The organism is Pseudomonas sp. IC_126, assembly GCF_004331835.1.
Taxonomy (GTDB): domain Bacteria; phylum Pseudomonadota; class Gammaproteobacteria; order Pseudomonadales; family Pseudomonadaceae; genus Stutzerimonas.
The window spans coordinates 309,190-322,966 of record NZ_SJSS01000003.1; the positions used below are offsets into that span (position 1 = coordinate 309,190).

The following is a 13,777-nucleotide window of genomic DNA, read 5'->3' on the forward strand; positions in this document are numbered from 1 at the left end:
CCCTCCTCGGGGCGAAGCTTTGCTCTTATGTTGGCATAAGGTCCGCTTTTGCCGCGAGGGCACGCCTCCTACGAAAGCGGGTCGGCACGGAGCAGCGGTTTTTGTGGGAGGCCCGCCCTCGGGGCGAAGCATTGGCTCTTGTGCTGGGATAAGGCCGAGGGTGCGCTTCCTACGAAAGTGGATCGGTGCGGAGCAGGGCATTTCGCTCAATGCAAAGGCACGTGCCGGCTCATCAGTGCCCGCAGTGCTGCCGGCTTGACCGGCTTGGCAAGGAAATCCAGCCCCGCCGCATGCACCGCCGCGATCAGCTCTGGGCGTCCGTCTGCACTGATCACCACACCGGGCACCGGCTCGCCGAGGCGGGCACGCAGCCAGGCCATGACGTCCAGGCCGGTTTCGCCGTGGTCAAGGTGATAATCCACCAGCACCAGCTGTGGCCGGATATCGTCCTTCAGCAACGCCTCGGACTCGGTTCGGTTGCTGGCGGTCCACACCTGGCATCCCCAACGTGAAAGCAGGCTTTGCATGCCGACCAGGATGCTGTCTTCGTTGTCGATGCACAGCACTTGGATGCCGGTCAGTGCGGTCTGCTGTACTTCGGACTTGCCGTTGACCTTGGCCTGGCGGACTACATTGCTCGCGATCGGAACCGTTACGCTGAACACGCTGCCCGTGCCTGGCCAGGAGCGTACCGACAGCGGGTGGTTCAGGACCTGGCAGAAACCGTCCGCAATCGCCAAGCCCAGCCCCAGGCCTTTTTCGGCGCGGGTCTGATGACTATCCAGGCGTTTGAATTCCTCGAAGATCACTTGCAGTTTGTCCTCGGAAATTCCCGGTCCGCGGTCCCAGACTTCCAGACGCAGGGACTCGCCCTGCCGCCGCACGCCCAGCACCACGCGACCTTTGGCGTAGCGGAAGGCATTGGTGAGGAAGTTCTGCAGCACCCGGCGCAACAGGCGTATGTCGCTGTCGACCCGCAACCGGCTGCCATGCACCTTGAAATCGACCGCCTGCTCGGCGGCGAGCATGGTGAATTCGGTGTTCAACGTGTCGAACAGCGTGGCCAGCGGGAACGGGTGGCGATCGGGCGTGATGCGACCGTTTTCCAGGCGGGAAATATCCAGCAGATCCGAGATCAAGTCTTCGGCCGAGCGCAGCGAGCTATCCAGATGGCGCACCAGATCCTGCGCCTCGCGGGGCAGGGCGTCGTGCTGGTGCGAAAGGGCGGCGGAGAACAGCCGCGCCGCATTCAGTGGTTGCATCAAGTCATGGCTGACTGCGGCGAGAAAGCGTGTCTTCGACTGATTGGCCGCTTCGGCCGTGCTCTTGGCTGCGGTCAGCGCCTTGTTCAGCTCCGACAGTTCCTGGGTTCGCTCGATGACCCGCTGCTCGAGGCCTTCGTTGGCGTCCTTCAAGCCGCGTTCGGCTTCGCGGAAGGCGGTGATGTCACTGAAACTCATGACGAAGCCGCCGCCGGGCATCGGATTACCGATCAGTTCGACCACTCGACCGTTGGGGAACAGCCGCTCGGAGGTGTGCGCGCGACCCTGGCGCATCCAGTACAGCCGTTTGGCCACGTGGGTGTCCGCGTCGCCAGGACCGCAGAGGCCGCGCTCGGCGTTGTAGCGGATGATGTCGGCGATCGGTCGGCCAATGTAAACCAGCCCGTCCGGGTATTCGAAAATCTCGAGGTAGCGATGATTCCAGGCCACCAGTCGCAGCGACTGGTCGACCACGCTGATCCCTTGGGTGATGTTTTCGATCGCGCCCTGCAGCAGTGCGCGGTTGAACTGCAGCACCTCCGATGCCTCGCCGACGATGCGCACCACGTCATCGACCTGCATGTCACGGCCTTCCAACGCGGCCTTGACCACCGCGCGGGTCGAGGAGGCGCCGAGGACACCAGCGAGCAGCCGCTCGGTGTGAGCGATCCACTGGCCGTCGGCCTGTTGCCTGGGCGAAAAATCATGGCCATGACGGCGGGCGAAGCGTTGGAAGCTGAGCTCCGCGCGTTCGGCACCGACGAAGCGCGAGGCCAGCGAGAGCAGGTCTTCGACCTGCACGGCCAGCAGTCGGCGCGTGCTGGCGGTTGGGTGGATCTCCTGGCCGATGAAGCGGCTGGCCTGCCAGTGCTCGGCCACACGGGTTTGGGACAGGATCGAGACCCAGAAAAACAGCGTCGCGTTGCCCACCAAAGACAGCGTCACGCCGAGCGTCAGGGCGCTGGCGCCGAACGGCAGCTCGGCGGTGTACATCCATTGCAGGCCGGGAAACATCTCCAGCGGCCAGCCGAGCAGCGGCAGAATCAGCGTGTAGACCCAGATCATCGCGCCGGCAGTGAGGCCGGCAAACACACCACGCCGGTTGGCCTGCTTCCAGTACAGCGCACCGACCATCGCCGGCGCCAATTGGGTCAGGGCGGCGAAGGCGATCTGGCCGATGGTCGCCAGACTGGCGCTGGAGCCGAGCAGGCGGTAGCTGACATAGGCCAGCAGCAGGATGGCGACGATGCTAATGCGGCGCACCGACAGCATCCAGTGGCGGAACACCTCGAAAGGCTGCTCGGCTTCTTTGCGGCGCAACAACCAAGGCAGCAGCATGTCGTTGGACACCATGGTCGACAACGCGACGCTGGCGACGATGACCATGCCGGTCGCGGCCGAGGCGCCACCGATGAAGGCCAGCATTGCCAGCGCCGGGTGAGCTTCGGCCAACGGCAGGCTGATCACGAAGGAGTCGGGGCTGATTCCGCTCGGCAGAAGCAGCTGTCCGGCCAGTGCGATTGGAATGACGAACAGCGCGGCCAGCACCAGATACAGCGGAAAGACCCAGCGCGCCAGGCGGAAGTCGCGCGGTTCGATGTTCTCCACCACCGTCACGTGGAATTGTCGCGGCAGGCAAACGATGGCCATCAGCGCCACGGTGGTCTGTACCAGCATGGCCGGCCAGTTGACTGTTTCTTCCCAGAAGCCGGTCAGTTCCGTGGAAACGTAAGCCTGATTGAACAGGTCGCCGAAACCGTCATACAGACCGAAGGTGACGAAGGCGCCGACTGCCATGAACGCGAGCAACTTGACCAGGGACTCGAAGGCGATCGCCAGCACCATGCCGCGATGGTGCTCGGTGACATCCAGGTTGCGCGTGCCGAACAGTACCGTGAACAGCGCCAGTACCACGGATACGATCAGTGCCGTGTCCTGCGTGCCGGAGCCGGCGACGGCCTCGCTGTGCTTGCCGATCAGCAGGTTCACACCGAGCACGATGCCTTTGAGCTGCAGGGCAATGTAGGGCAGCACTCCCACCAGACAAATCAGCGTCACCACCACCGCCAATGTCTGCGATTTGCCGTAACGCGCGGCGATGAAGTCGGCGATGGAGGTGATGTTCTCCTGCTTGCTGATTATGATCATCTTCTGGATCACCTGGGGCGCCAGCAGCATCAGCAGGATGGGCCCGAGATAGATCGGCAGGAATGACCAGAGCTGCTCGGCTGCCTGGCCAACGGCGCCGAAGAAGGTCCAACTGGTGCAGTAGACGGCCAGCGACAGGCTATAGACCCAGGCGCGTACACGCGGTGACATATGCGCGCGGTTTCGATCGCCATAGAACGCGATGGCAAACAGCACGGCCATATAGGTAAAGGCGACCAGCGCGATCAACCCACCGGACAATGACATGCAAACTCCAGACAGCAAATAAGTAGCAGGCTCCAGCCCGGCCGGTCGTCATGCCGAGCCGGGCTGCGCTTAGACGATAGCCGGTATAGCAGTACGTTCGCACCGGCTGATCAGGGTCAGCCGGTGCGATGCGACTGTTTCAGGACCGGAATTACCGCTCGGCGACAGCTCATGCTCGGCAAGTCTTGGATAACCGAAGGCTGCCGCTTGGTGATAGATCAATGTGTAAAGTTTCGCAGTAAAAGCGATCGGCGTGTGGCGGCTGCGACCATCGTCGCATGAGGCTGGTCGTCGCGGGCGCAACGGGCGAAAGTACCGGACTAGACAAATACTGGCTTGCCTGCGGCTTACTGCTGTGGTGGCTGATTCGGTGTCTCGGCACGCGCGTCCGGGCTGGCTTGTACCCATTGTCAGCTGACGCGGATGGCCGCTGGGCACTTACCGCCTGCGCCGTGATCACAACAAGCGTGCCCACATAGGAGAATCTCGATGTTCATGCCGCGTCCGGTCACTTTGCAGCGAGGCGCTCTGCGCCTGGACCCGCTCGCAGAGGCCGACATCCCGGCCTTGGTCGAGCTCGCCGAGCGTAACCGCGACGAGCTGATTTACCTCAACGGGCCGCTACGCCCGGACTGGTATCGTTTCGCGCTCAGCGAACAGCGCGACGGTCGCGCGGTGGCGTTCACCCTGCGCATGGCCGAGCGCATCATCGGGACGACTCGCTTCGCCGATTTCAATCCGTCGCTGCCGGCTGGCGAACTCGGCTGGACCTGGCTGGACAAAGCCGAGCACGGCACTGGGCTGAACACCTCGATCAAATACCTGCTGCTCAAACACGCCTTCGATGAGTGGCAACTGGTACGCCTGCAACTGAAAACCGCCGCCAGCAACCTGCGCTCCCAGCGCGCCATCGAGAAGCTCGGTGCACAGCGCGAAGGCGTGCTGCGCAACCATCGCCGCCTCGCCGACGGCCGCCTGGACGACACGGTGCTCTACAGCATCACTGATCGAGAATGGCCGGCAGTCAGGGGTATGTTGGAGGCGCGGGCTATTGGTTGATCAGTCAGCATCGTGCTTGCTCGCCTGATGTGCTCCAGCCGCTTTACAGGTGGTGTTTGCCGGGCGATGAAATGCTGCGGACCAACCCAGTAGCTCAGGGCACCTCCTGGACCCGCTTTCAGCTCCCTCTCCCCACCGGGGAGAGGGTTGGGGGAGGGGAAAGCGGCCCCGGCCCTCGTCATTAACTCCACGAGAAGCACGCCCGTCGCCGTCAGGCGCCGACATAAGGTAATGTCTGCCGTTTCCACGGGCGGGTTGTCCTGTGGTCATCAGCCCGTCTTCAAAATTCCCTACGCTCCGACCGCGATGGCGGCGCGTAGCTCGTTATCGTTTGCGGTGCACACCTAAGGAGCCTCGATGTCCCGCTCGCAAGAGTTCTGGCACGGTTGCCGCGATATTCTTCCGTTGATCGTCGGTGCGATCCCGTTTGGCATCATCTTCGGCACGCTCTCCATCGGGGCCGGACTTTCGACCTGGCAGACCATCGGCATGTCGGCGCTGGTGTTCGCCGGCTCCGCGCAGTTTATTGCGATCACCTTGATCACCGGTGGCGTTGGCGCGGCCGTGGTGCTGCTGACGACCTTCGTAGTCAACCTGCGCCACGCGCTTTACAGCGCGGCGCTGCAGCCGTTCGTGCGGCATTTGTCCAGCCGCTGGCGGGTGCCGCTGGCCTTCTGGCTGACCGATGAAGCCTTTGCGGTCATTCAGCACCGCTATGCCAGCGACGACGCGTCGCCGCACAAGCACTGGTTCTTCCTCGGCGCGGCGCTGACCATGTATCTGAGCTGGCAACTGGCGACGCTGGCCGGCATCGCCTTCGGTCAGGCGGTGCCGAATGTCGCCAGTTGGGGCCTGGATTTCGCCATGATCGCGACCTTCATCGGCATCGCCGTACCGATGATGCGCACCCGCCCGCAAGTGGCGTCCGCGCTGGTGGCCGCCGCCGTGGCGCTGCTGACTTGGGAACTGCCCTACAAGCTGGGCCTGATCGCCGCGGCACTGGCCGGCATCGTCGTAGGTGTCTGGCTGGAACAGCGAGCCGAACGGCGAGCCGAACGTGATGCACGAAAGGAGGCGAACCCATGCAAATCTGGTTGCTGATTCTGGGCATGCTGGCGATCACGTTCGTGATTCGTTACAGCTTCTTCGCCTGGCCCGACCTGCGCTTCCCGCGTCTGGTGGAGCAGGGCTTACATTACGTGCCGGTGGCCGTGCTGACTGCCATCGTCGTGCCGGCGATGCTGATGCCGGAGGGCGAATGGGCGCTGGCGTGGGACAACGCCTATCTGCTGGCTGGCCTGCTGGCAATCTTCATCGCGGCGATCAGCCGCAACCTGCTGGCCACCATCGGCGGCGGGCTGCTGAGTTTCTTTCTTTTACGCTGGGCGTTCGGGCAGCTGCCGCTGTGAGCGTCGGGGCGGATCTCGTGCGGGGCGAGCGTAGCCGCGGGGGTTTCCGATGAGCCAGCATTCCCAGTTCCGTCTGCTCGGTACGCGGCGCTTCCTGCCGTTCTTCGTGACGCAGCTGCTCGGTGCGTTCAACGACAATGTGTTCAAGCAGGCGCTGGTGCTCGCCATTCTCTACAAGCTCGGCACCACGGCCGACGTCAGCTTGCTGGTGAATCTTTGCGCGCTGCTGTTCATCCTGCCGTTCTTCCTGTTCTCCGCGCTCGGCGGCCAGTTCGGTGAGAAGTACGAGAAGGCGTGGCTGATACGCCGAATCAAGTTCGCCGAAATCCTGATCATGCTGGTCGGCGCCGTGGGGATGTTGCTGGGCAATCTGCCGTTATTGCTCGTGGTGCTGTTCTGCATGGGCACGCAGTCGGCGCTGTTCGGGCCGGTGAAGTATTCGATCCTGCCGCAGCAACTGCATAGCGATGAGTTGGTCGGCGGCAACGCGCTGGTGGAAATGGGTACCTTCCTGGCGATTCTCGGCGGCACCATCACCGCTGGCGTGCTGATGTCCGGTGGCGATTACGCCATGCGGGTGTCGGTGGCCGTGGTGCTGCTGGCCGTGATCGGTTATCTGGCCAGTCGGAAGATTCCGTTTTCGCTGGCGGCGCTGCCAAGCCTGCGCCTGGACTGGAACTTACTGCGCCAGTCGCTGCGGATCATGCGCCTGGGGCTGGGCCAGCAGCGCGCCGTGTCGCGCGCGATGGTGGGAAATTCCTGGTTCTGGTTCTTAGGCGCGGTCTATCTGACACAGATTCCAGCGTTTTCTCGTGACCTGTTGCAGGGCGACGAGGGTGTGGTGACGTTGATCCTGTCAGTCTTCTCGATCGGCATCGCGCTGGGTTCGATGCTCTGCGAACGGCTGTCGCGGCATCGCGTGGAGATGGGCCTGGTGCCGCTGGGTTCGATCGGCCTGACGCTGTTCGGCGTGCTGCTCTGGTGGCACGCGACGAGCGTGCCGGCAGCCAGTGAAATCCGGGACTGGACGGCACTATTGGCCGAGCCGCGGGCCTGGTGGGTGTTGATCGATATCCTTGGCCTCGGCGCCTTCGGCGGGCTTTATATCGTGCCGCTGTATGCCTTGATCCAGTCGCGCACCGCGCTGGAGGAGCGCTCGCGCGTGGTGGCGGCGAACAACATCCTCAATGCGCTGTTCATGGTGATTTCGGCGATCTTCTCGATCCTGATTCTGACCGTAGCCGGGCTGTCGATACCGCAGCTGTTTCTCGCCGTGGCGCTGCTCAACGTGCTAGTTGCCGGCTGGATTTTCAGCTCGGTACCGGAATTCGCGGTGCGCTTCCGGCTCTGGCTGCTGGGTGAGCGCAGTTCAGCGCCTTGAACAGGCGCTGGGAAATTAGCGGGCCGGCTGTTGCGCTCAGGGCGCTGAGTCGCTCGCTTGGGCGATGGGGTAGAAGCGGCGGCGCACGCTCTGCATCTGGGCATGTTGGCTCAGGCGACCGCTGATTTCTTCGAGCGTTGCCGGGATTGGCCGCTCGCCGAGCAGCATCGGCTTCAGGCGGCTTTCGAACAATGCCCAGAAACGCTTCATCTCCGGTACGTCGGGCATGATTTCCCCCTTGGTGGCCGAGCGATAGGTATGCGCGATCAAGGGTTCATGCTGCAGCGTTTCCAGCAGTTCCAGATTCGCTACCGCGCCCAGCGGCTTGTCGGCATCAATGCTGCGAAGTCCCTCTGCGGTGGTCAGGTAGTCGTCGAGAAATCGCTGTGCCTGCTTCTGGTTCGGGCTGTGCGCATTGACCGCGGCGGCGACGACGCCCACGAAGGGTTTGCCGGGATGGTTGGCATCGATGCCCGGCACGTCGGCAGCACCGAAGCGGAGCCCCGCCGCGCGCAACTCATTCCACACCCAGGGGCCATTGATCATCATCGCCAGCTCGCCTGCCTTGAACGCATCCATCATTCGGCCATAGCTGGCTTCCGGTGACAGCACGCCGAGTTCGAGCAACTGCTGAATCTGCCTGAAGCCCGCAATTGCCCCGGAATTGGCGATACCCGGATCGTCGAAGTCATACAAGCCGTTGCGCTTGCGCAAACTGTAGCCGCCACTGCCGGCGATGATCGGCCAGGAGAAGTAGAGGTTGGCGTAGTCCCATTCGATGGCGCGCTTGCCTTGGGCGCGCAATCGTTGGTCCAGTTCGATCACCTCGCCCCATGTTCGCGGTGGCGTTGGCACCAGGTCACGGTTGTAGATCAGGCTGACCACCTCGGTGGACAGCGGGTAACCGTAGATGCGCTTGGCGACGCTGACGGCTTCCCAGGCGAAGGCCGGTGTGCGCTGCAGCGCGGCCGGGCTCGGGGACAACGCGGCCAGATGCCCGGCGTCGAGCCAGGAGCCGAAGCGGTCATGAGCGAAGATAACGATGTCCGGCCCTTTGGCCGTATTGGCCTGACGGTCGAAGCGAGCGGCCAGGTCGTCCGGCGTGGCGACTTCGACCGTGATGCCGGTGTCGGCCTGGAAACGCTTGCCGACCTCGGCGACGCCGTTGAAACCCTTGTCCTGATTGACCCAGACCAGCAGCTTGTCGCGTTCGAACGCAAGCGCGTTCCCAGACAGGCAGAGCAGAAGAAGCGAAAGCGTCGTGGCGTTGAACAAAGCGATCATGGATGCCTCCTTGCATGACGGCATGCGGGCGGCTGGCCGTGCGCAGTTGCGCATCGCCAATCCGCACCGGTCCATGCCGAACGGCAGGGCCGGTCCGCTACGTCCTTGTTATGAGGGATGGGCTCAGGCAGACGCGGCGCGATACCGACGACAGCCTGGCGACCGATTCACTTGATCTCGATGCGCTCGAGCAGATAGACCTTGGCCTCTGGATCGCCGATTCGCGCGGCTTCGTCAGCAAGGCGCAGCGCGCGCTCCAGATCCTTCGCCGCCAATGCCGCATCGATGCCCTGGCGGTAATAGGCCTGGGTTTCGGGCAGTACCGCGGGCGCGGGTACTGATGGCAAATCGTTGCCCATCTCGCGACCGATGCTGTAAGCCGGCACATAGGTGTTGGCCTGTTGGCCGGCGACCTTGTCTTCGATCAGCACCATCTTGATCACGCCGGTGGGCGCATGCTGCGCCACCGGATCGGGAAGGCTGGGCGGCTCGTTGCCCAGCGCCTTGGCGTAGGCCTTGGCCGGGTGTTCGAGAGTGGTTTGGCCTTGTGTCTGCTGCTCGCCGGTGAAGAGCACCAGGTAGTACTCGTTGCCGGGGTTGTCCAGGTAGGTGCGGTCGATGCGCAGGCGGGCATCCAGGCTGTCGCCTTTCAGGCCGGACGCGGGGGCGTAGGTGAAATCGTCGGCATCGAGCAGGCGCGTGGGGCGCAAGCGGCTGTCGAGCAGCATGGCGCTGGGGGCCAGTACGGTCTTGCCGGCCTGGCTGTAAAGGCGAACCTCGAAGGACTTGCTGTCCTTGGGCAGGGCGAAGGCGCGGAAGAAACTTTTGCCGCTGTCGAAGCGGTAGGCCGGAGCCGTGGCGTCCAGCGTCACGTCACCGGAAAAATTCACGGGGATCGGTTGAAAGGGCAGGTTTTCGATCGCGTCGCAGCAGATCGGCGCACTCGCCAATGCCTGGCGGGCGTCGGTCATGGATAGCTCCAGCGGGGCGGACGTGTGCGCCAGGGCATCCACACGGCGTAGGGGATCGCTGCCGCAACCGGTGACCAGAACGACGGCAAGGCCAAGCAAGGGAAATCGCAGATTGCTCATGGGTAATACTCCAGTCGCCAATCGAAAAAGACCCCGACCAGCCATGGTCGGGGTAAACACACCGTCAAAAACGGTGGGAGCGGAAAGTCAGAAGCGTGCCCAGTGCCGGCGGGCGCAGCGGGAGGAGAGAGACCGCCGCACGCCGCCGACACTCAGGCGATTACCACCAGGCTTCGGCCTGGACGCCGAAGGTCAGGCCATCGTCGTCGCCCGCGTCGATGGATTCACTGGCAGCCTGGTAGCGACCGCCGTCCCACTGGGCGTAGGTGGCGAACACGCGAATCTGCGGACGTGCCCAGAAGCTGCGGCCCGCTGACCACTGCTGGGCGAGGGTGAGCTTTTTCAGATCGCGGCTGCGCTCGCCATCGGCCTGCGGGTCGACGCGGTCATAGCCGAACTCCAGGGCGGTGCTCATGGTGTCGTTCCACTTGTAGACCGGACGCACACCGAAGGAGAGCCATTTCTGGCCGGAGTCGTTGTCGAAGTCGCGGTCTTCATAGATCTGCACGTACATCATTTCGATGTTGTCGGTGATGCCGACCACGCCCTGGTTGACCAGGCGGAGCATGTCGCCATCGCTGTTGCCGGTGCTGTTGCGACCGCTGCTGCCGATGATGCCGTCAGTGCCGTACTGAACCGCCAGCTTGTTGTAGCCGCCGAACCAGCTGGCCTGGGTGTGCTCGAGTGTGACCAGGTGACCTTTCTGGTCGGTGAAGCCTGGGTCGCTTTCCTGCTCGTCGGTGAGGTTGGCCTTGCCGTAGTCGTAGCCGATTTCGAGCTTGCCGTTGGGATTGACGTCGATCTCGGCCAGACGGATGTCCAGCGTGTCGTTGGCGATGTTGGTGCCGGTGCCCGATCCCTGATAGGTCCATTCGCCGTCGGTGTTGCGGATCCAGGCGATGCTGGCCTTGGCGAAGCCCAGGTCGATGTCTTCGATGCCGGCGCCGGGACCGGATACGTCCCAATAGTAGTAATCGTTGATGTGTACGTCGTGGCGCTTGTAGTAGCGCTTACCGGCCCAGATATCGGCGCCCGGCAGGCTCGCGATCAGGTTGTGGCCGACCACGTTGAATTGGCGTATGGCCACGTCACCGCCTTCATCGAAGGGGTTGTTGGCATTGCCATTGGTATCGGTGCGGGTCGCTTCCCAGTCGTTAGCCTGGCGCGAGTTGTAGGCGATCATGCTGTCGACGTAGAAGCTCTGCTCGCCTTCCTTCCAGACCTCCTTGCCCAGACCGATTTCGGCATAGGTCTCGCACTCGTTCCCCAGGCGGTACTTGGCCGGCGCACCGGCTGCCTGGAAGCACGCCTGATCGCCACCGCCAGCGGTAGCGCCGACACCGGAGCGCAGGTAGCCATGAAAATCCACCGCATGGCTCGGCATGGCCGCCAATATGGCAGCGCAGAGCAGGGTGGGTTGCAGAAGACGTATGGATTGTTGCGGGTTCATCGCGAAAGTCCTTTGTTCTTGTTGTTGGGCAGTGCGGCCAGTTAGGTACTGCCAGCCGTGGCGCCAACATCGCCCCGGTCGTATCCGGATCGGGCTGGCGGTGACGAAAGCCTGCGGATCGACGACGTTCGCAACATCCTCCCGACCGTTTTTTTTCGAGGCGGAGCGGCGGGGCGTAGCGGGGGAGGAGGGGCAGTGGTGTGCGTATCGGTGCGCATTACGCCTGGCCACTAAGCCGGGAAAAAAGCCAGGGGGGAGGTATGGCGAGAGCGCCTGGCGCGGCAGTCTGGCCAGGCGGGCGGTGTTCTGGCGCCGCTTGCGCCCTGTCATCCGGGGAGCTGGTTCCCGCAGTCGGGTGCTCACGACAATTACAAAAAGTGGAGCTACTTCGATGAAATATTGCTTGTCTCCTGCCCGCCTGGCCTTGGCGGTTTCCTCCCTGATGCTGACCCTGGGCACCGCTCAGGCAGCTGATCTGGCCGGCAAGAGCCCGGCCGGGGTTCGTTATCACGGCGGTGATGAAATCATCCTCCAGGGCTTTCATTGGAACGTCGTCCGCGAATCGCCCAACCAGTGGTACAACACGCTGCGCAGCATGGCGCCGACTATTGCCGCCGACGGATTTAGCGCGATCTGGATGCCGGTGCCCTGGCGCGACTTCTCCAGCTGGAGCGATGGCGCCAAGTCCGGCGGCGGCGAAGGCTACTTCTGGCACGACTTCAACAAGAACGGCCGCTACGGCACTGACGCCCAGCTCAAGCAGGCCGCCGCCGCGCTGAATAACGCCCAGGTGAAAGTGCTTTACGACGCAGTGCCCAACCACATGAACCGTGGCTACCCGGACAAGGAAATCAACCTGCCGGGCGGCCAGGGCTTCTGGCGCCACGACTGCACCGACCCCGGCAACTACGCCAACGATTGCGATGATGGTGATCGCTTCATGGGCGGCGATGCCGACCTGAATACGGCCAACCCGCAGGTCTACGGCATGTTCCGCGACGAGTTCGCCAACCTGCGCAGCAACTATGGCGCCGGCGGCTTTCGCTTCGACTTCGTCCGTGGCTACGCCGGCGAGCGGGTCGACAGCTGGATGAGCGCGGCCAACGACAACGCCTTCTGTGTCGGCGAACTCTGGAAGGCGCCGGCCGAATACCCGAGCTGGGATTGGCGCAACACCGCCAGCTGGCAGCAGGTGATCAAGGATTGGTCCGATCGCGCCAAGTGTCCGGTGTTCGATTTCGCCCTCAAGGAGCGCATGCAAAATGGCTCTATCGCCGACTGGAAAAACGGCCTCAACGGCAACCCGGACGCGCGCTGGCGCGAAGTCGCGGTGACCTTCGTCGACAACCACGACACCGGTTACTCGCCGGGGCAGAACGGCGGTCAGCACCATTGGGCACTGCGTGATGATCTGGTGCGCCAAGCCTACGCCTATATTCTCTCCAGCCCCGGCACACCGGTGGTGTACTGGTCGCATATGTACGACTGGGGGCACGGCGACTTGATCCGCCAACTGATCCAGATCCGCCGCGCCGCAGGCGTGAAAGCCGACTCGGCGATCAGCTTCCACAACGGCTATTCGGGGCTGGTGGCGACCGTCAGCGGGACCGCGCAGACATTGGTGATAGCGCTCGGATCGAATTTGAGCAATCCCGGTCAAGTCAGCAGCGGGAGCTTCAACCAGGCGCTGAATCAGGACAACGGCCAGTTGCGGATCTGGACGACTGGCAGTACGGGCGGGGATGACGGCAACGGCGGTGGCGACGATGGCAGCGTGGTCAGCGTCAACTTCCGCTGCGACAACGGCGTGACCCAGATGGGCGACAGCGTTTATGCCGTCGGCAACGTCAGCCAGCTCGGCAACTGGAGCCCGGCCAACGCGGTGCGCCTGACCGACACCAGCGCCTACCCAACCTGGAAAGGCACCATCGCCTTGCCGGCCGGGCACGCGGTGGAATGGAAGTGCATCGTACGCAACGAGGCTGACGGCACGCTGGTACGTCAGTGGGAATCGGGCGGCAACAACAGCGTCCAGGTTGCCGCCGGGGCGAGCACCAGCGGCTCGTTCTGAGTCGGATATCGTGGTGGGTTGAAGCGGAGCGCCGCCCGGCCCACCCTACGGGATGGGACCGCACTGTAGGGTGGGCTTTAGCCCACCGATTAACGCTCGACCACACGGGTAGGGTGGGCCCACCCAGGTACGTCAGTGGGAATCGGGCGGCAGCAACAGCGTCCAGGTTGTCGCCCGGGCGAGCACTAGCGGCTCGTTCTGAGTCGGACATCATGGTGGGCTGAAGCCCACCCTACGGGATGGGACCGCACTGTAGGGTGGGCTTTAGCCCACCGATTAACGCTCGGCCGCACGGGTAGGGTGGGCCCACCCAGGTACGTCAGTGGGATTCGGGCGGCAACAACAGCGTCCAGGT

At 63.5% G+C, this 13,777-nt stretch carries 9 protein-coding genes; 5 read left to right on the forward strand and 4 right to left on the reverse strand.

All coding sequences use genetic code 11. The annotated features are described in order from the left end of the window. Positions 1–206: 206 nt before the first annotated feature. Positions 207–3,677: a PAS domain-containing hybrid sensor histidine kinase/response regulator gene (locus E0D86_RS12330; RefSeq protein ID WP_131650328.1), complete on the reverse strand. Its 3,471-nt coding sequence runs from the start codon at positions 3,675–3,677 to the stop codon at positions 207–209. A gap of 489 nt (positions 3,678–4,166) precedes the next feature. Between E0D86_RS12330 and E0D86_RS12335 the strand changes: the two genes are divergently transcribed. The 4 genes from E0D86_RS12335 to E0D86_RS12350 all read left to right on the forward strand — a co-directional run bounded on the left by E0D86_RS12335 (position 4,167) and on the right by E0D86_RS12350 (position 7,526). Further along, positions 4,167–4,736: a GNAT family N-acetyltransferase gene (locus tag E0D86_RS12335; protein ID WP_131650329.1), complete on the forward strand. Its 570-nt coding sequence runs from the start codon at positions 4,167–4,169 to the stop codon at positions 4,734–4,736. Positions 4,737–5,093: 357 nt separating this feature from the next. Continuing rightward, a complete protein-coding gene (locus E0D86_RS12340; protein ID WP_131650330.1) occupies positions 5,094–5,837 on the forward strand; it encodes an AzlC family ABC transporter permease in 744 nt (247 codons plus the stop codon). After that, positions 5,819–6,145: an AzlD domain-containing protein gene (locus tag E0D86_RS12345; protein WP_131650331.1), complete on the forward strand. Its 327-nt coding sequence runs from the start codon at positions 5,819–5,821 to the stop codon at positions 6,143–6,145. The genes E0D86_RS12340 and E0D86_RS12345 overlap by 19 nt, the downstream gene beginning before the upstream one ends. Before the next feature lie 49 nt (positions 6,146–6,194). After that, positions 6,195–7,526, forward strand: coding sequence for an MFS transporter (locus E0D86_RS12350; protein ID WP_131650332.1), 1,332 nt, complete (start codon positions 6,195–6,197; stop codon positions 7,524–7,526). A gap of 36 nt (positions 7,527–7,562) precedes the next feature. Here the strand turns inward: E0D86_RS12350 and malE are convergent, their stop codons facing one another. From malE to E0D86_RS12365, 3 genes are all read right to left on the reverse strand, one after another. Continuing rightward, positions 7,563–8,810 carry a maltose/maltodextrin ABC transporter substrate-binding protein MalE gene (malE, locus tag E0D86_RS12355; protein ID WP_131650333.1) on the reverse strand — a complete coding sequence of 416 codons (1,248 nt, stop codon included), beginning with the start codon at positions 8,808–8,810 and terminating at the stop codon, positions 7,563–7,565. Between the two features lie 167 nt (positions 8,811–8,977). Continuing rightward, the gene (locus tag E0D86_RS12360; RefSeq protein ID WP_131650334.1) at positions 8,978–9,901 is read right to left on the reverse strand and encodes a MalM family protein; all 924 of its coding nucleotides are present in this window, start codon (positions 9,899–9,901) and stop codon (positions 8,978–8,980) included. A gap of 160 nt (positions 9,902–10,061) precedes the next feature. Next, positions 10,062–11,351: a maltoporin gene (locus E0D86_RS12365; RefSeq protein ID WP_131650335.1), complete on the reverse strand. Its 1,290-nt coding sequence runs from the start codon at positions 11,349–11,351 to the stop codon at positions 10,062–10,064. Between the two features lie 442 nt (positions 11,352–11,793). Here E0D86_RS12365 and E0D86_RS12370 point away from each other — a divergent pair, with 442 nt between their 5' ends. After that, positions 11,794–13,422, forward strand: a complete 1,629-nt coding sequence (locus E0D86_RS12370; RefSeq protein ID WP_218568025.1) for a glucan 1,4-alpha-maltotetraohydrolase domain-containing protein — start codon at positions 11,794–11,796, stop codon at positions 13,420–13,422. Positions 13,423–13,777 lie beyond the last annotated feature (355 nt).